The sequence below is a fragment of the Christiangramia gaetbulicola genome (genome assembly GCF_003054225.1).
GTDB classification, from domain to species: domain Bacteria; phylum Bacteroidota; class Bacteroidia; order Flavobacteriales; family Flavobacteriaceae; genus Christiangramia; species Christiangramia gaetbulicola.
In genome coordinates, this window is record NZ_QBKQ01000002.1 from 832,664 (window position 1) to 851,359 (window position 18,696).

Consider the following 18,696-nt stretch of genomic DNA (forward strand, 5'->3'; position numbering starts at 1 on the left):
CTTTGAGACTCCCTGTTTTCATATTAATCCTTTTGGCACTTTCCTTCAGTAATGCAAAGGCAGAACAGCTTGAAGTATGCAATAGCTGTGAGTATAAAAATATTAAGACTGCTATTGAAAGTGCTGCGGCCGGTGATACCGTCGTGATAAAAAAGGGTACCTACCGGGAATTCAATTTACAGATCACCAAACCGCTCACTATTATCGGGGAGGATCATCCCGTTATAGACGGTGAGGACCGAGGCGAGATCATTACTATAGAATCCGATAATGTGACCATCGACGGACTTAAGATCATCAATGTAGGTACCAGCTATACAACCGATTATGCCGCTGTACGGGTGGTAAAAAGCGAAAACTTTCTTATTCAAAACCTCCAGCTGGAAAAGCTGTTTTTCGGAATATATCTTGAAAAAGCCAAAAAGGGCAAGGTGATAAACAATACAATTCTGGGTGACGCGGTTGAGGAGTACAGTTCCGGTAATGGCATACAGCTCTGGTACTGCAAAGATATAGAAGTGACCGGCAATAAGATCCAAAAAGTTCGTGATGGGATTTACCTGGAGTTTTCAGATGACATCCTCATAGAGGATAATCTTAGCAAAGACAACCTTCGTTACGGACTTCATTTTATGTTTTCTAATAATGATTCCTATGAAAACAACATTTTTGAAAATAATGGTGCAGGCGTAGCTGTGATGTTCTCCAAGTTCATTACGATGAAGGGAAATATCTTCCGAAAGAATTGGGGACCGGCTTCCTTCGGATTGCTGCTCAAAGAGATCAATGATTCAGAAATAAGCAATAATAATTTTGAAGAAAATACAGTAGGCATCAATATCGAAGGCTCGAACCGCATCAACTATAACAACAATGATTTCAGAAATAACGGCTGGGCTGTAAAAGTGCGCGGCGCCTGCTATTCGAACATTTTCACAAAGAATAACTTCTTCAACAATTCATTCGACATTTCCTATAACAGCAAGCTAAATGATAACAGTTTTGACAGAAATTACTGGAGCAGCTATACGGGTTATGACCTCAACAAGGACGGCCTGGGCGATGTCCCGTACCGACCAGTAAAGCTGTTTTCCTACATCGTAAACCGAACCCCGGAAACCATCATCCTTTTAAGAAGTCTGTTCATCGACATTATCGATTTTTCGGAAAAGGTTTCCCCGGTATTTACACCAGATAACCTGATGGATCAAAATCCATTATTAAAACCCGTCTCTCATGATATCAATTGAAAACCTTCACAAAAAATTCGGCAAGAACGAAGTCCTGAAAGGCATTGATCTTAACATCGAACAGGGAGGCATATTTGCCGTGCTTGGGCCTAATGGCTCCGGAAAGACCACCCTGATAAAAAGTATTTTAGGGATGGTAGTTCCAAATTCGGGAAGTATCAAAATCAATGGAAAATCGGTAAAAAACGACTGGAAATACCGAAATAATATTGATTATCTGCCCCAGATCGCGAATTTTCCAGGAAACCTTACAGTTCGGGAATTAATTCGCATGATCAAAGACCTTAGATCCTATAAAAAAGCTGATGACCTGAGGCTTATCGAGCTATTCAAACTTGATCCTTTCCTGGATAAAAAACTGAGTAACCTTTCCGGGGGAACCAAACAAAAGGTGAACCTGGTTCTTACCTTCATGTTCGATAGTTCGCTTATCATCCTCGACGAACCCACCACTGGTCTGGATCCCATTTCACATATAAGGCTTAAAGAGCTTATCACTTCTGAAAAGCAAAAAGGAAAGACCATTCTTATCACTTCTCATATCATGAGTTTCGTGGAAGAAATTGCAGACGAGATCGTCTTCCTGCTGGAGGGCAAGATCTATTTTAAAGGAGGTATCCCGGCATTGAAGACCAAGACCGAACAGCCCGACTTCGAACACGCGATCGCATCAATTTTAACTACCAGTTATGTTTAAGATATTAAAATACAGTTTCTACGACCTAATGCGAAGCCGCTGGAGCTACGTGTATTTTCTATTTTACCTGTTGCTAGGGCTCGTTTTATTGTTCCTGAACAATGACCTGTCCAAGGCGGTAATAACTCTAATGAATGTGATCATCATCCTGGTACCGCTAATCGGGACCATTTTCGGGGTCATGTATTATTACAATTCCAAGGAATTTACGGAACTGCTGCTGGCGCAACCAGTAAAACGGAGTTCCATCTTTCTAGGTCAGTATTTCGGTGTATCATTATCACTGGCAATGAGCCTGGTGATTGGCCTTGGCATGCCTTTTATCTTCTACGGAATATTCAACAGTGATGCTATTGGCAATTTCGCCTTGCTGTTGATAACCGGGGCCTTCCTAACCATGATCTTTACCGCGCTGGCTTTTGTGATCGCACTGGTAAATGATAACAAGATAAAAGGCTTTGGTTATGCCATCCTGCTCTGGCTTTTCCTGGCGGTGATCTATGACGGAATATTTTTGATGTCGCTGGTCTTCTTTGAGGATTATCCACTGGACAGATTTTCGCTGGCAGCCACCATGCTGAATCCTATAGATCTTTCGAGGGTTTTGATCCTTTTGAAAATGGACATTTCTGCCCTATTGGGTTATACGGGAGCTGTTTTTCAGAAGTTCTTCGGGACAAACCAGGGGATCATTTTGTCTTCTTTGATGCTCGTATTATGGGTGAGTATTCCGCTGTATCTTATCAGAAGGATCTCAACAAGAAAAGACTTCTAGATAAAGTGGAGAATGATGAGAATGCTCATATAATTTGGGCTGAAGACTATATAAATTAGTGACTATCTAAAAAATTTTGTCATGCGTGAACTACTATTACACAGCCTGAAAAACTCCTTAAGCTACCCTGAATATATGGAGCTTCTGGAAGAACTTGTAGAAAATAAAAGCACTACAGGAAATCTTACTAAAGACAGGGTGAATTTTACAGCACTCAACTTCAAGCGCGTTCAAAGGCTTAACAAGACGATAAGTTTAAACCCGAAGCAGGAAGAACAATTCAAGTATATCGAAAACAGGCAAACCTGGCTCGTACTTCTTGAGCCCTGGTGCGCCGACGGTGCTCAAAGCATTCCTGTACTGAATCAAATAGCTGAGGCTTCAGAAAATATCAATCTTAGGATAGTTCTAAGGGATGAAAATCCTGAACTGATGGATCATTTTCTTACTGAAGGCACCCGTTCCATCCCCAAACTGATCATCCTAGATGAAGAGCTTGATGTCATGACCACCTGGGGGCCAAGGTCGTCAACCGCTACTCAAATGGTCATAGACCATAAAAAAGAATTCGGAAGAATAGACACTAATTTCAAGGCCAAACTTCAGGTCTGGTACAATAAGGATCGTGGGATGAGCATTATCAACGAACTGGCAGATATTGTTCAGAATCTTGAAAAAGGCTCCCTGGTTTAATCTTTTGCTAAGAACTGGCCGGCCAGGATCGTAGCGATCCCCACGCAAAGAACCAGGCTGGCCAGGCTTATTAGCCAGTGCACGGCGGCTATGGTTGGCACTACCTCTAAATTTACCAGTCCACGAGCGAAAATGAACAATTCGGTTAGAAAAAATCCCACCAGGTAGAAATTCAGCTGAAACCTGGATAATTTCAGCATCTCAAAGTAATTAAGAAATATCAGCAAGAGAGTGCTTACTACTCCTAGGAAAACCCAGTGGATATAACTGATGATCATATCCATATTGGTGAAGATGACTTCAGAGATCACAGGGAATGCACCCAGGATCTGCGCGATAAGTTTTACCGAAAACAGGAATACCACCATCCTTATCGAAAACCTGAATAAATCGGACAGGCTTCGGAAAATCTCAAGAGCTTTTGAGTATATCGCCCTAAAGAAAACTCCGAAAGCGATAAATTGTAATACACCTCCTATCAGGGCTAAAAGGTAAGAAGGCCAGTCTGGCTTCATCCATAAAACAGAGAGAAAGAAAGTAAGAATGACTCCTGCATTCAGCAGAGAATAAAACTTCTTAAAAGTATGTTCAGGAAGAGAAAAGCCATTCTTTTCGAGTATGTAAATAAAAATGCCAAAAAGAGCGACTATAAACCAACCATTATACTGGAAATGAAGGTAAAAATAGATCGCATTCCTGTACCAGGCAGAGCCGCTTCCCGCATTACTCATGATAATACCCAGGGCCCAGGGACCAATACTGGAAATCACCATATACCAGAGCGAAATCCTCACCAGTTTATACGAAGCTTTCTTCTTAAGATCTTCAGGACAGTGTTTAAAAAAGAAATAGACAAACCAGTAAGAAGCTATCAGGAAAAGAGTGGAAAAAATAATCGAAAATAAGGTATAGCCGGTAAAAGGAAAAGTGAACAGCATGCCTACTATGGTCGCCTGGGTAAACCAAAAAAGGATGCGGTATTTTTTATCGATAGCCTGAGAACTCAGATAGGTAAAGTAGAGCAAAGTGGTCAATGCCGTATAAACCCAGCCAAGCAGGGCGATATGTGAATGAGTATGAACAATGTACTTATAGGTTCCCGGAATATCCATCACCGCAAAAAGTCTAAGCCCAAGTCCTAACAAGGCTATAAGGCAAAAGTAAACCACCGCTATAAAGCTATGTTTTTTAAGCATTCTAATCATCCAAATCTCATTTTAAGAATCCTTGAAGGATAAATAATTTAGATATTAATAATAAAAAAGGACATTTTTATCTTATTTATTATCTTATATCATTTAATTTTATGCAAACTGAATTTATATGTTTTCTAAAGCTTGTGAATACGCAATAAGATCGACTTTGTTCATAGCAGGTGAATCGCAAAAAGAAAGGCGCACCAGTCTTAAAGAAATTGCCAGAGCGATCAATTCACCGGAAGCTTTTACCGCTAAAATTCTTCAAAAATTAGTTCAGCAGAATATAGTCAATTCTATTAAAGGGCCACGCGGTGGATTTTTTATAGATAAAGAAAAAAACACCACCAAACTCGCTGAGATAGTTCGGGCTATAGATGGTGATTCGATCATGAATGGTTGTGCTCTTGGTCTGGAAAAATGTTCTGAAGATCATCCATGTCCATTACATTTTGATTTTGTCAATATTCGCAGCGGCTTGAAGCATATGCTTGAAACTACCAGCATATTTGAGCTATCCTCAAAACTTGTTTCAGGTACGAGTTTCCTAAAATTATAAGGATGAGAAGGAACTAGAGATCTAAAAGAATCTCTAAGGCACCTTCTCATTCCTGACAAACAGTTTTTTATAATCTCAATTCCCTCTCAAGTTTTAATGCTTTCGGGTGAAGTATATTATTCTCAAGATGTATATGTTCATGAAGATCTTGTTCGAATTCATCGAGCTTATCGAAAAGCGCTTTATAAGTATTACAGGCATGTGCAGGAGGTGTATAATTATTCGTTAAGTGTGCAATTTCCTTAAAGATATTACCGGCAAATTCGTGCTCTTCTTCCATCATTTTGATTGGGTTCTCCACCGTGCTGAAATTTGGAACATTTAACGGGATTCCCTCTTTTTCAGCTTTTAGCATCTTCTTGATGAAAGGAAAAAGGATCAACTCTTCTTTCTTAAGATGTGCAGCCAACTCACCCGCTACTTTATCGAACAATTCATATACTCTTACCAGTTCAGGATTATTACCTCCATGTACTTTGGCCACTTTTGCAGAATACTGGATCAATATCCCAATATTTGCCTCAATATAAGTATGATGTTTCTCAATTATATGATCTATCAGTTCATCAAGAGGTATCTTATTGAAATCAGTTTCATTTTCTTCTACAGCACCTATCAGTTCAAGATCCTTTACAAGCGCAAAATAGTCCACTCCCCTTTCCTGGCAAGCCTTTTCCACACTGATTCCACCTCCACAGCAAAAATCAATTCCATAATTTTTGAAAACATGGGAGGCTTTTATATTCTGCGTAACATAATCTGCTACTGTTTTTTCAGGTTTTATAATCATAATTAAAAATTTAATATTAGACTTCAATATTTTCAAAACTACTCGAATCTGACAGGATTAAATATGATGAAGATCATCAATTATCCCAATTCTTATCTAGTTTATTATACCGTCAGATAACTATCTTTTTATTCGTTCAGGAAGGTGAAATAAAAGCTATCAAAAAATTAAAAATTTTATCTGGAGCGTTTTCCTTTTTTGTTGTTTTTGAGGCGGCTTCCATTGATATGTTATTGTATGATTTCATGATGTTCATTTTAGATTTACTTCCCGTAGCGCCTTCGCTGTTACCTTTTTTTGTTGCTTATACAGTTTTCAATATTTGGAATTGAAAAGGACTTATAAAAAGGAGCTTGCGACTGGCTTATGCAGTCCGTCAATTTCCAAATGTTGGTATTTTGCTGTAAAAAAAGAGTGAGACAGTGAAGGCGGGGAAGTATTTCTAAAGGTCCTTGAGAAATAAGATAATATGGGAAGCCACCTCAAAAGATTAAATGGAATTCTGCCTAAGCGGACTCCATTCTCGATCGTGGATGGAATGGAGTAATCCAATTCATTGAATGAAATTGGATATACGCAATGTAAGCCTAAGATTGGGGTTGGTGTCCAAGACTTTTAAAGCGAAGCTCTTTGCCCGGAATGAAGCTTTTTAGCGGAATAAAGCGGCAATGTGCTGAGCGCTCTACTTTTTTACAATTTCGACCCAGCTAGTTATCTTCAGGAATTTCAGCTTAGTAGAAGTGAAAAACATTTTAGAAAGGAATATGCTAAAATTAATTATTCTGAAATTATTAACTTTTTATTGACTATTTGCATAAAATATTTCGTTTAGATTTGATATATACAGATAAGAAAGAAGGGTTAATTCTGTCAAGACAGTCACGGCCCTTTTTTTATGAATTAATTTAAACGATTATTGAAATCCTTGAAATTAATTTTTCTTTTAATCTCTTCAGAAATCTCCAGAACTGAATTATTGATATAAAAATTTGAATAAATTTTGCTTCTACAGTGCGGGCAATTCAATTTTGCTTTTCGCGTTAACAGAGATAAAGTAAAACTGAAATCCTGATTGCATTCTCTACATTTTCTTGTTATAACACTCGAACCTACATAAATCATCATTTAGAAATTTAAAATTTTAAACAAAAAGGGTGGGATTCAATTAATTCTAAATATGAATATTATATAATCAAATTCATGTTTATAATTTCATAAAGTTTTAGTTACTAGATATCTAAACTTGCTATTTTTTAAAATTAACTGAAATATTAAGACTAGAAATAGATCAGAACAGAAGCAAAAGAGTGCATATATTTCTCTTAAATATAAAATTGGAATTTTTCCTAATGATTGGAATATTTCCATTTTGTACATTTGATGCATGAAAGTTTTACTTCCCTTCGCCATTCATAAAATCTTTAATTTTCCATTCGTCGGAAACATTACTGCTGGATTCCCTTCCCCGGCCGATGATCACCTGGACAAATCTATAAATCTTAATTCTGAGATCATTAAAGACAGGGAAGCTACCTTTTTTGGACGAGTTGAAGGTGATTCCATGACCGGTGCCGGTATAGAACACGGAGATCTTTTAGTGATCAATAAAGGATCGGAACCTCGTAATGGAAAAATTGCTGTTTGTTTTATTGATGGGGAGTTTACGGTAAAGAGGATTAAAATCGAAAAGAATGTCATTTGGTTGGTTGCAGAAAATCAGAAATATAAACCTATAAAGGTTACGTCAGAAAATGATTTCCTGATTTGGGGAATAGTTACCAACGTAATCAAGTATGTATAATGTACGCCCTGGTAGACTGTAATAACTTCTATGCTTCCTGTGAAAGAGTATTTGACCCTTCCCTGGAAAACAAACCAGTTGTAGTTCTTTCTAATAATGATGGCTGCGTCATTGCACGAAGTAATGAAGCAAAGGCATTAGATATCCCAATGGGGGCTCCGGCATTTCAATATGAAAAGATATTTGAAAAGAATAACGTCTATGTCTTTAGCTCCAACTATGCTTTATACGGTGATATGAGCAGAAGAGTAATGAATATACTTTCCACGTTCACCCCAGATATCGAGATCTATTCTATAGACGAGGCATTTTTGCTGCTAGCAGGCTTTAAAGAACATTTTGATTTAACGACCTATGGTCAGGATATGATCAAAGCTGTTCGAAGCAGAACAGGTATCCCAATTAGTATTGGAATTGCCCCCACCAAGGCCTTGGCAAAAGTTGCAAATAAGATCGCCAAAAAATTTGCAAATCACACAGGAGGCGTTCATATCATAGATGGTCCCGAGAAAATCAGGAAAGCTCTTTCATGGACTAAGATTGGAGATGTTTGGGGTATCGGCCGACAATACGAAAAGAGACTACTTGCCTTGAATATTAAAAATGCACAACAGTTCGTAGAATTACATGATGAGTATGTTCGGAAAGAATTCTCTGTTGTTGGCCTTAGATTAAAAAGAGATCTATCGGGGTTGTCCACTTTATCGTTAGAAGCTACTCCCTTAAAAAAGAATATCGCTGTAACCAGGGCGTTCGAAAATATGTACAGTGATTATGCCGAATTGAAAGAACGTGTATCTACCTATGCCGTAAAGATTGGTGAAAAACTCAGAAGACAGGATAGTAACTGTTCTTTGCTCCAGGTTTTCTTACTTACCAATCCATTTAGAAATGATCTTAAGCAGTATCGTGCAAGTATATCAGTGTATACTCCCCATCCAACTAATTCCAGCATTACGTTAGTCAAGACAGCTTTAACTGGCCTAGAGATGATCTATAAGGAAGGTTTTCAATATAAGAAGGCTGGAATCATCGCCATGAAACTTACGCCTGCCAAGCAAAAGCAGTTTAAACTTTTCACAGAAGAAAATCCTAAGCATGAACAATTGATGAAGGTAGTAGACCTATTAAACTTCCGGGAAAACGGCAAGGTGAAATTCGGAGGTCAGGATCTAGGACGTACCTGGAAAATTAAGCAGGAGAGATTGTCCAATAGATTTAGTACGAGAATGGATGAATTAATTAGAATAAAAATATGACGATTAGAATTTAAAAATAGGTTTATATACTCGCCTAGTATTCGGCTTTATTTATATTTTCAACATTACCTCGGATCGAATTCAATTTATTCCTCAGAATACTCATATCACTGGATAATTTTTGTTCTAAGACTTTAGCATAAATTTGAGTCGTTGCTAACTTTGTATGCCCAAGTAGTTTCGATACAGTTTCAATAGGTACTCCGTTGGAAAGTGTAATAGTTGTGGCAAAAGTATGACGAGCAACATGAAAGGACAGTTTTTTCCTGATCTTAAGTTCCGCAGCAATTTCTTTTAAAGAATCATTTGTTTTTTGATTTGAATAAATAGGAAGTAAGTAATCTTTTTTAGGTAGCAGTCTTTCATATTTTTTCAATATTTCAAAAGCTTTATCTAAAATCGGTACCTTTAAATTTTCATCAGTTTTCTCTCTTTTCGAATATATCCAGTAATTTCCATCAATTCCTCTAACAATATTATCTTCAGTAAGTTTTTTTACATCGATATAAGATAAACCCGTATAACAGGCAAAAATAAACATATCCCTCGCGATCTGATGTTTTGGTTTATTTAATTCAGCATCTTCGATGCACTTCAATTCAAATTCATTTAAAAAACTGCGTTCATGTTTTTTGAATTTCAAACTATATCTTATAAAAGGATCTTTTTCGATCCATTCTAACCTTAATGCTAGTTTCGTCATTTTTTTTAATCTCTCCAGATGCTTCATTACTCCATTATTTTTCAACGGCTGGGCATCGTTAATTGATTTTCCATTTCTTAGAAATTGCTCAAAATCAATGATGAAATTATATGAAAGTTGCGTTAGATAGATATCATTCGTTCTTAGTTTATTTCTTAAGAATCGCTGGATGTAACGTTCAGTAGTATAGTAATTTTTAAGAGTACCTGGCTTCAATATGGACTTCATATTTTGATTGTGGTAGGTAACCAAATCCATTAAAGTTTTATGCCTTTCATCTTCCCCTAGAAATCTCTCTTTAATAGCCCTAGCAGAAATATGCTTTGATTCCTCTATCAACTGTTTATGACAGTCCAAAAGTTTAGCATAAACCCTGTCCAGATATTGATTTAATGCTTTCCCTTCGTCAGTTCGCGACTTTGATCGTTTAGTTTTTGAATCCCAATAGGTAACCGAAATGGATCTTTTCAAGCTTAATTCAGCTCTTTTTCCATCCACAGTTATACGGGCATAAATAGGAGATAAATTCTTCTTTTCTTTCGCTGGATTAATCCAGAAATGAATACTAAAAGTCCTTGAAGTCTGCATAGTCTTTCGCTTTAATTAAATAATCGATTTGTTTTACGAAAGTCAAACCGAAGCGAAAGTCAACTCTAATGAATTACCAATTTAAGGAAAATATTACTATCAATTTAGGTAACCGAATAGGTAACCTATAATTTGATAATAAAGCTAATCTTATGATTTCAGAATTTATATAAAATACTTATTTTCATAAGATTAGCTAATTTTTGATGTCCTTTGACATCGAAGTTGTCGGGATGACAGGATTTGAACCTGCGACCCCACGCCCCCCAGGCGTATACGCTACCAGACTGCGCCACATCCCGATTGTGGATTGCAAATTAAACTGGTTTCTTTCAATTTTCAAAAGGAAAATAAAGATTAAAATAGCAATTAAACTATCCTCTATTAAAGTTCTTCGGAATTTTCGTCAAGGAATTTTAGGACCTCATCTAAATAAATATCCGGTCTGTCTAACCAGCCGTAATGACCACAATTTTCAATTTTCACCAGTTCGGATTCAGGTAAAATTTCATGGGCTCTTTCAGCGATTTCGATGGGTACTACATCCTGTAATCCGTGAAGAATTAAAACACTTTTCTGAAAATTTTTCATTTCAGCGGTTTTATCAAAATTATTTGAACGCATATCAGCCCAGATCAAACTATTCAAATCCCGATCTACTTCCAGTAATCTTTCGGCAATAATATTTTCATGTTGAGATTCATACAAATAAGCTTTAGCCATATAATATGCTCTTTTCTTCAACAAACTGGGATTACCCGGTGTGGTATGCATTAAAGCAGAATAATGCACCAGGCTGTCATTTTCAGCTTCGGTAAGTCGGTTCATAATATTAAAACTACTTACATTTCTTAAACTCATCCCTCCACTATGAGACTGAATCATGGCCTTAACCCGATCTGGATATTCTGCCGCATAAGCATAAGCGAGCATTCCACCAAATGAATGACCAAGAACGATCCATTGCTCATATCCCAGTTCCTGCCTTAGATTCTCTATATCTTCAACCATAAGATCCATAGTGAAATCTGAAGGATTACTGTCTTTAATCTCAGTGCCTCCTGTCCCCCTTTGATCGTAAATGATAGTAGTATTATTTTCTGAAAGCAACCTGGCCAGAGGAGCAAATCCGTTACTGTTCATTCCCGGCCCGCCATTTATAATAAGCACAGGATAACCACTACCAAAGATCTGGTATCTGGTATTTACCTTCTGCTCCTGCCCCGATACATTAGAAACCAAAAGGGTCATAAGTAAAATGAAAAAACGGTATTTCATAAATCGAAAATTTCTTAAAAATAGCTAATCTAAAATAAAGGAAGTTCCCTCCAGTATTACCGACCGATGTTAATAAATTAAAAGTGCTCAATTCCTTTTAAATAAATCTGTCATAATTGCTATCTTCACCGCCGTTGCCCCCAAATCTATTTAAATGATCAGAAAGTTTTTTCTAGTACTGACGCTGCTTTTTTCAGTAACAGTTTTCTCCCAGGAAATCCAGGAAAATAATACCGATAGTCTCTATTTCAAAGGCCTTGAACTTTACAAAAATCAGGATTTCAAAAGCTCACTCGCCTATACCAATAAAGGTCTGGAATTAGCTCCGGAATATCATGATATCAGAATATTGCGCGTTCGCAATTACTGGGCGCTGGATATGATCCAGAATGCCACAAGTGATCTTGAATATCTATTGACCGAAGCTGAAGATTATCCGGGAGTACGTGAACTCGTGCTCAAACAAACCAAATTGCTGAAAGACCCCGAAACTGCCCTGAACTTTCTTGGCAAGATCGAGCAAAGCGGCAGCTTAAATACAAACACCAGGATCCTGAAAGCGCAATTACTGCTTGAGAATAAGCAAAAATCTGAATCACGGGAAATAGCGCTGGAACTGTTCAACGATCCTGAACTTGATGAAAGGGACCGTTATCTGCTGCAGAATATATTAAAAAGGACCATTAGCAACGAAATTGGTGTTAATTACCAGTATATCCACTTTAGCGATAGCTATAACCGTGAGGCATGGCAAACGATAAGTCCTGAATTTCAGCATTATTTCAATAGAACTGCGGTGATCGCCCGGGTTAATTATAATGACAGAGGATCTAGAGACGGAACTTTATATGAACTTGAGGCCTACCCGGTTTTTAGTGACAGGGTATATTCATTCCTGAATGTTGGAATATCTGATGGTTCCTTATATCCAGACCTGAGAACCAGTGCTTCTATCTTCGTAAATTTTCTAAGAAAATTTGAATTTGAGGCCGGTGGCCGACTTTTGCATTTTTCAGAACAGGATTACTTTTCAGCTATTGCCGGACTTACCATGTACCAGGGAAAATTTTATCTGAACACCAGGATCTTTATGGGGCCTGAGATCAATGATCAGTATACTCAGAATTACCAGCTTAATGTGCGTTATTATCTAAATAATACAGACAACTTTCTAATGCTTCGTTTGGGAACAGGAATTTCTCCAGATGAAAGTACGATCTTCACCCAGGTTCAGGAAAACCCGGGACTGGAAGCTTATTACTCGAACCTTGGAATAAATTTCACCATTGGTCCACGCCATATTATCCAGACGGGCATTGGTTACCTATTCGAAGATATTACCAGCGAAAAAGAAGGAGACCAAGTGATTGGAAATATTGGCTACAGATTCAGATTCTAAGTATCTGATACCTTGAATCCCTTACGGGTCATAGTACCCCAACCAGATTTTATTCCGAAGATCTTTTTATAATATCCCTTCATCTGGCCGTAAACCAGAATTGGGTGGTATAGAAAAGGCTCAAGATAGGCCGCCAGCAGAAGTTCTATGATCTGCTTGGGTTTATGATAATGATCAAAATTCTTGACATACATAAAGATCGCTGCCGTAGAAAAAACGCATCCTATAAGATATGCCGCTGTAAACAGTAAGATCGCCATCGGCCAGTTGATCATTCCGAAGAAAGCAAAGGCGATGATACAGATCACTCCCAGGAATTCAATGATTGGCGCTCCAAATTCAAAGAACAACCAGTATGGGTAGAAAAGTATACCCATATAGCGATATTTCGGGTTAAGAAATAACTTGCGGTGTATCTTCAAGGTTTCCCAAAGTCCCCTCGCCCAGCGGTCTCTTTGTTTAATGAGGATACTGTGATCTGGTGGCCCCTCTGTCCAGCAAAGGGTTTCCGGAAGGTAAACCACTTTATAAGGCAGTTTCTTTTCTTCCATAAGCATTCTTAAACGTATACACAGTTCCAGGTCTTCTCCCACGGTCTTGGCATCGAATCCATTCACCTCGATAACTCTTTTCCTGGGGTACATTCCAAACGCTCCGGATACCAGCATAAGCCCATTGATCTCACTCCAGGCCATCCTGCCCAATAAAAAAGCCCTGATATATTCTACCACCTGCACCATAGGCACGAGGTTTTCCGGAAGCCTTAATTCCTTAAGCACCCCGTTCTTTATTACCGAATCATTGGCAATTCCAATTCCGCCACCGCAGGCGATAATTTCTTTTTCATTCTCTTCCAGATATGGCCTTACCATTTTTATAAGAGCATCCTGTTCTATGATACAATCGGCATCGGTACACACTACCAGTTCAGATGAAGCAAAGTTTATCCCGGCATTCAGCGCATCGGCACGTCCACCGTTGTTCTTATCCAATACGGTAAGATGTGTATATTTTGAAAGTTTACTGCGATAAAAATGCTTTACCGAAGCCGTGGGAATTGGCTGGGTTATAAAGGTCGCATCTCTTCGCTCCAATTGAAATTCTTCAATTAGCTGCTCAAGGGAATCATCTTTACTCCCATCATTCACCAGGATCAATTCGTAATAGGGATATTGAATGGAAAGCAGGGATTTCACATTTTCTATGATCGTTAAACCTTCATTATATGCCGGCGCGATCACCGATATCGAAGGAATATCTGTGGCACTTACAATATCATTTACCTGTAAAAAAAGAGATTTTCTTTTATTCCTCTTAATAGCCCTACTGGCCAGGATCACCCCGGTGAAATAAAAGCTCATCAATATTATTCCGTAGATAAAGAATATATAGTTTGCAGCAAGAAAAACGGCTTCACTGCTGAAAAACTCTTTAAGACTACTCCACATTCAATTCGGTTTCGGCTGGATATTGTTTATAATAGAACTCCTGGACTTTCTCTTTATAACCATTGTTCCATAGAATTTCGGCTATGCTCAGTTTAAGATCGTCACTTGCGTTATTTAATTGTTTCATATAGAAATCAAGATCCATTTCAGAGTTATGGTACAAATAATTCAATAATTGTCCCTGCTGGGTTGGATCTGTAATGTCTTCAAAAAGTACTTTGACATAACTTATCTTGGACTTGGAAAGAGCAAAGGTCTGCAAACAATAGATCGCCGTTTCTCTAACCTCGTAATCCTCATGGTTAAGATTATCAACTATATATCCGGTCTCGGCGTGTAGCTCATATTTCCTGATGATCCTCATCAAAAGCTTTTTACCAAATAGCCTTTCGGTCTTATAAGCCCGGTGCAGCCATTTCAGCTCCGGTTTGGGATAATGATCATAAAGTTTTTCAACGATCTTTATTTGTTGCCATAGGGTCATATTCCGCTTTAAATAAGGCAGAAACCTAAGACTTTCCCAACCTAAAAAAACTACCAGCGCGATCTGGGCTTCCCGTCTCACATATATATTCCTGTGGTTACGATACTTAAAGATCTCGTCGAGATACTGAGACTGGTTCATCTCATAGATCTCTCTTATGCCCCTCGCCTTTCTATACCAGCTCCAACTCGAGATTTTATTTATAGATACCCGATAAGGTGGGATCTGACTATATAACTTTTGAAGTTTGTAAAAATTCGTTCCCAAAATAGTGCGTTGTGTACGTATCATTAAACCAATAAGAAACTGAATATTATTCTTATTCTGTTTTTTGATACCAACGTTTTTCAGGGTTTTATTGATCTCGGTGAGCGTTAATGGATCATTTGGGTCATTGTAAAGGTAACCGCTCACGATCTCGGCGAAGGTCATCTCTATTTTTTGAAGCCGTTTAGTTCTATTCCTCCTGTATATAACGCTAATTACTATGGATATCCAGTAAATAACGAGAACCGCAAAGACGAATCCAATTAGAATAAGTATGGACGATTCATTCATTAATAGGCTTGTATTATGGCTTCAATTTCATCGAGGTCTATTGGCACTGCATAAAACCCGGTAATACCCCGAAGGTTAAAAATTTCCTGTTTTATTTTATCCTGCCCCATGTTGGTAACTATCAATAGATTCTTATGAAGCAGAACTTCCTGCACCTGAGCTACAAATTGTAATGGAGCGATCCCTTCGAACAAAATATCGGTAATAATGAAATCGAAATTGGTTTGCTGATCCTCAATATTAAGAGCACTTAAAGACCTAATTGCTTTACAATCAAAACCGTTTAGCCGCGTAAGTCTTTCCAGAATCTTAAGGATAATAATATCCTCTTGAATCACCAGGACCTTCTTCATTAAATTTTATTTGCTTGGAAATATACTAAATCCATCTTAATTATAACCTTATAAAGTTTTTTTACCACCTTTTAACCTACTGTTTAACTGTATACTGTAAGAATTAACCTCTTCTACTTTTTGAAGTATTAAAAATAAATAAGTCAGTTAAAACTTACGCAAGAATACGTCAATTGGATTTATTTTTTCTGAAAAATTTTCATGCGAAGAAAAATAAATTAAAGAGATGATTTTTATTAACCATGACCTGACAATTTTTCCCTTAAAATGACGTTTTTAAAAGCATTCAATTTCCTGAATTGAATGCCTTATTATTCCCAGATCCTGCCTGACCAAAATTCTTAAGCTAGACTAATTTAATTTTCAAGCAGATGAAAAATATCAGAAACTTACTGGTCATTGTAACGGCGGGCCTTTTTTTAATCACAGGCTGTTCCAGTGACGATGACGTTCGGGGTTCAGGGAATCTAACCTCTGAAGTCAGGGAGCTTTCTTCATTTTCAGCCATAGACAATGAGGGGGTAATAGACCTTGTTATCCTCGTTGGAGAGGCTCAAAGCGTAGAAATAATTGGTGACGATAACGTACTTAGATACGTGGAAACCCGGGTAGAGGACAACGAGTTGAAGATCCGGTTGGAAGACGGTCGAAATTATAACAATATAGACCTTGAGGCCATAATAAGTCTTCCAAGCTTACGAAGGCTAAGGAACGAAGGGGTAAGCCAGGTTCAGATTGACAATGTAAATTCAGGCTCTTCTTTCGAAGTTGAGAATGAAGGTTCTGGAAATATTCGAATATCTGGTGAGACCAGCAGGTTTGAACTGGAAAATCACGGCAGTGGTGATATTATGGCGTTTGGATTGTCTACTCAGACGAGCAAGGTTGACCTTGAAGGCTCCGGGGATGTGGAACTAACTTGTTCAGACGTACTGGAAGTAGAGATCGAGGGCAGTGGAAATGTTTACTACCGTGGATCCCCCGAAATAATTTCAGAGATCCAGGGCAGCGGGGCTGTTATCGATGCAAATTAAGCCTTTGAAACTATCAGCAAACAGGCTCCGAATATCATCGGGGCTTTTTTTATGCCCATCTCTTAAATTACTTAAAATCAAAATTCGTAAGGACAATTCAAGATCCTAATCTCTAAAATTACATGAATTTAACACTACTTCCTTGCGAGTATTATGATTGCAGAATACTTTTGCACGCCGAATGAAAAACGCATTTGAAAAATATTTTCTTTCGTTAGTATTTATCCTGATAAGTGGATTCGCACTTCTTCACGCGAATTCCTTTTTCGATGCTAACTATAATTTCAATGAGGTCGAAGAGATACACCTCAGCGAAGAATCAAATGCTGAATTCCAGGTACACCCTGCTCCTCTTCAAAATTCAGATTACGAAAAAGTTTTTATTGAGCTTACTGAAAGTGAAGAGCTGGAAATGCTTTCCAAAGCAGCCAAAAAGAATCTTTTATTATTCGCAAGCAGCGTATTCGCTGTCTTTTTCTATGTTTTCCTCTGGGAAACGAACCTTGGCAAATCTTTATTTTCCAGGTTTTCCACTGCACCTATTAGAACTGGCCTGAGCAAAAGGCACATTCAGTTCGAGGTTTTCCGAATTTAGAATTTACGACTTCCAGCATACCCGGGGTATGTGATAACATTGTTCTCAAAGGCATTTGAGAACGATATGGCGCGTCATGTCTTCATTTGACCGCCCAAGCACTTTTCAATTTCAATTATAAAATTCATTTAATTATGAAGAAAGTCCCAATTTTTATTGGTCTAATTGCCGTATTGTTCAATATCGGCTGCAATTCTCACGCAGAAGAGAAACATGAAGAGAGAACCTACGAGGTTACCAATCCTGTTTACAAGGATACTTCGATCACCAAAGAATACCTCGCCCAGATCCATTCCATCAGGCATATCGAACTAAGGGCCATGGAAAAAGGTTACCTGAAAAGCATCCTGGTAGATGAAGGTGATTTTGTTAAAAAAGGACAGTTGATGTTTCAGATCATGCCCAATATCTACCAGGCAGAACTTCAGAAATCTAAAGCTGAAGCAGAAGCCGCTTCCATAGAATATGAAAACACCAAGCTGCTGGCAGATAGTGATGTGGTTTCACCTAACGAATTAGCCCTGGCCAAGGCTAACTACGACAAGGCAAAAGCCGAAGTTGCCCTGGCCGAAACCCACCTTGGTTTCACCAACATAAGGGCTCCCTTCGATGGTATCATGGACCACCTGCATGTTCGGGAAGGCAGTATGCTTGAGGAAGGTGAATTACTTACCACGCTTTCAGACAACGAGAAGATGTGGGTGTACTTCAATGTAAAGGAGGCTGAATACCTCGATTATATTATGAGTACAGATCGCGATAAGAAAAAGGAAGTTGAACTCTTATTAGCCAACAACCGGAAGTTCAATCAGCCCGGGATCGTAGAAACCATCGAGGGTGAATTCGATAACGAGACGGGTAATATCGCCTTTCGTGCTACTTTCCCAAATCCCGATGGAATTTTAAGGAACGGAGAAACCGGGAATATCCTGATGAACATTCCCCTGCAACACGCCCTTCTTATCCCCCAGAAAGCCACTTTCGAGGTACTGGACAAAAAATATGTTTTCGTTGTAGGCGAGGATAATATCGTAAGGCAAAAGGAGATCAAGATAGGATCTGAAATCCAGCACCTGTTCGTAGTAGAAGATGGACTAAAACCAGATGACAAGATCCTGCTGGAAGGTATCCGCCTGGTAAAGGATGGTGAAGAGATCAGTTACGACCTTAAGGAGCCTGAAACCGTTCTGGCCCACCTGGATATTTACGCCGAGTAAAACCCTAAATCTTTAGAAA

Annotated in this window: 18 protein-coding genes and 1 tRNA gene; 11 read left to right on the plus strand and 8 right to left on the minus strand. The window is 38.3% G+C overall.

Annotated elements, in window-relative coordinates:
- Positions 1-2: 2 nt before the first annotated feature.
- The 4 genes from C8P64_RS10510 (at position 3) to C8P64_RS10525 (ending at position 3,415) form a co-directional block, all read left to right on the plus strand.
- Complete coding sequence (locus C8P64_RS10510) at positions 3-1,250, plus strand: nitrous oxide reductase family maturation protein NosD (RefSeq protein ID WP_108172014.1); 1,248 nt, start codon at positions 3-5, stop codon at positions 1,248-1,250.
- Positions 1,237-1,947, plus strand: a complete 711-nt coding sequence (locus C8P64_RS10515) for an ABC transporter ATP-binding protein (protein ID WP_108172015.1) — start codon at positions 1,237-1,239, stop codon at positions 1,945-1,947. The genes C8P64_RS10510 and C8P64_RS10515 overlap by 14 nt, the downstream gene beginning before the upstream one ends.
- Positions 1,940-2,722, plus strand: a complete 783-nt coding sequence (locus tag C8P64_RS10520) for an ABC transporter permease (protein ID WP_108172016.1) — start codon at positions 1,940-1,942, stop codon at positions 2,720-2,722. The genes C8P64_RS10515 and C8P64_RS10520 overlap by 8 nt, the downstream gene beginning before the upstream one ends.
- Positions 2,723-2,803: 81 nt before the next feature.
- Positions 2,804-3,415 (plus strand): thioredoxin family protein, encoded by a 612-nt coding sequence (locus C8P64_RS10525; RefSeq protein WP_108172017.1) that lies wholly within the window; start codon positions 2,804-2,806, stop codon positions 3,413-3,415.
- Here C8P64_RS10525 and C8P64_RS10530 read toward each other — a convergent pair.
- On the minus strand, positions 3,412-4,620 hold the full coding sequence (locus C8P64_RS10530) for a hypothetical protein (RefSeq protein ID WP_108172018.1): 1,209 nt from the start codon (positions 4,618-4,620) through the stop codon (positions 3,412-3,414). The genes C8P64_RS10525 and C8P64_RS10530 overlap by 4 nt on opposite strands.
- A 118-nt stretch (positions 4,621-4,738) precedes the next feature.
- Between C8P64_RS10530 and C8P64_RS10535 the strand changes: the two genes are divergently transcribed.
- Entirely contained in the window at positions 4,739-5,170 is a 432-nt protein-coding gene (locus C8P64_RS10535; protein WP_108172019.1) for an RrF2 family transcriptional regulator, read from the plus strand.
- A gap of 67 nt (positions 5,171-5,237) precedes the next feature.
- On the opposite strand, the gene ric is transcribed toward C8P64_RS10535, so the two are convergent.
- On the minus strand, positions 5,238-5,960 hold the full coding sequence (ric, locus tag C8P64_RS10540) for an iron-sulfur cluster repair di-iron protein (RefSeq protein WP_108172020.1): 723 nt from the start codon (positions 5,958-5,960) through the stop codon (positions 5,238-5,240).
- 1,384 nt (positions 5,961-7,344) lie between these two features.
- On the opposite strand from ric, the gene C8P64_RS10550 reads away from it, so the two are divergent.
- Together C8P64_RS10550 and C8P64_RS10555 are read left to right on the plus strand one after the other, a co-directional pair.
- A complete protein-coding gene (locus C8P64_RS10550) occupies positions 7,345-7,761 on the plus strand; it encodes a LexA family protein (protein ID WP_108172022.1) in 417 nt (138 codons plus the stop codon).
- On the plus strand, positions 7,761-9,020 hold the full coding sequence (locus C8P64_RS10555; protein WP_108172023.1) for a Y-family DNA polymerase: 1,260 nt from the start codon (positions 7,761-7,763) through the stop codon (positions 9,018-9,020). The genes C8P64_RS10550 and C8P64_RS10555 overlap by 1 nt, the downstream gene beginning before the upstream one ends.
- Positions 9,021-9,054: 34 nt before the next feature.
- Here the strand turns inward: C8P64_RS10555 and C8P64_RS10560 are convergent, their stop codons facing one another.
- The 3 genes from C8P64_RS10560 to C8P64_RS10570 form a co-directional block, all read right to left on the minus strand.
- Positions 9,055-10,311 (minus strand): site-specific integrase, encoded by a 1,257-nt coding sequence (locus C8P64_RS10560; protein ID WP_108172024.1) that lies wholly within the window; start codon positions 10,309-10,311, stop codon positions 9,055-9,057.
- A 228-nt stretch (positions 10,312-10,539) separates the two neighbouring features.
- A tRNA-Pro gene (locus C8P64_RS10565) sits at positions 10,540-10,613 on the minus strand.
- Positions 10,614-10,695: 82 nt separating this feature from the next.
- Positions 10,696-11,589 carry an alpha/beta fold hydrolase gene (locus C8P64_RS10570; RefSeq protein ID WP_108172025.1) on the minus strand — a complete coding sequence of 298 codons (894 nt, stop codon included), beginning with the start codon at positions 11,587-11,589 and terminating at the stop codon, positions 10,696-10,698.
- Positions 11,590-11,743: 154 nt separating this feature from the next.
- Between C8P64_RS10570 and C8P64_RS10575 the strand changes: the two genes are divergently transcribed.
- The gene (locus tag C8P64_RS10575) at positions 11,744-12,988 is read left to right on the plus strand and encodes a YaiO family outer membrane beta-barrel protein (protein WP_108172026.1); all 1,245 of its coding nucleotides are present in this window, start codon (positions 11,744-11,746) and stop codon (positions 12,986-12,988) included.
- On the opposite strand, the gene C8P64_RS10580 is transcribed toward C8P64_RS10575, so the two are convergent.
- The 3 genes from C8P64_RS10580 to C8P64_RS10590 are packed head-to-tail and all read right to left on the minus strand — an operon-like array spanning position 12,985 to position 15,831.
- The gene (locus C8P64_RS10580) at positions 12,985-14,436 is read right to left on the minus strand and encodes a glycosyltransferase family 2 protein (RefSeq protein WP_108172027.1); all 1,452 of its coding nucleotides are present in this window, start codon (positions 14,434-14,436) and stop codon (positions 12,985-12,987) included. The two genes, C8P64_RS10575 and C8P64_RS10580, sit on opposite strands and share 4 nt — an antisense overlap.
- Complete coding sequence (locus C8P64_RS10585) at positions 14,426-15,478, minus strand: hypothetical protein (protein WP_108172028.1); 1,053 nt, start codon at positions 15,476-15,478, stop codon at positions 14,426-14,428. Before C8P64_RS10585 ends, C8P64_RS10580 begins: the two co-directional genes overlap by 11 nt.
- Entirely contained in the window at positions 15,478-15,831 is a 354-nt protein-coding gene (locus C8P64_RS10590; protein WP_108172029.1) for a DNA-binding transcriptional response regulator, read from the minus strand. The genes C8P64_RS10585 and C8P64_RS10590 overlap by 1 nt, the downstream gene beginning before the upstream one ends.
- A 371-nt stretch (positions 15,832-16,202) precedes the next feature.
- Here C8P64_RS10590 and C8P64_RS10595 point away from each other — a divergent pair, with 371 nt between their 5' ends.
- The 3 genes from C8P64_RS10595 (at position 16,203) to C8P64_RS10605 (ending at position 18,677) form a co-directional block, all read left to right on the plus strand.
- Positions 16,203-16,865, plus strand: a complete 663-nt coding sequence (locus C8P64_RS10595) for a head GIN domain-containing protein (protein WP_108172030.1) — start codon at positions 16,203-16,205, stop codon at positions 16,863-16,865.
- 181 nt (positions 16,866-17,046) lie between these two features.
- Positions 17,047-17,460, plus strand: a complete 414-nt coding sequence (locus tag C8P64_RS10600; RefSeq protein ID WP_108172031.1) for a hypothetical protein — start codon at positions 17,047-17,049, stop codon at positions 17,458-17,460.
- A 134-nt stretch (positions 17,461-17,594) separates the two neighbouring features.
- The gene (locus C8P64_RS10605) at positions 17,595-18,677 is read left to right on the plus strand and encodes an efflux RND transporter periplasmic adaptor subunit (protein WP_108172032.1); all 1,083 of its coding nucleotides are present in this window, start codon (positions 17,595-17,597) and stop codon (positions 18,675-18,677) included.
- The last annotated feature ends 19 nt before the right edge of the window (positions 18,678-18,696 follow it).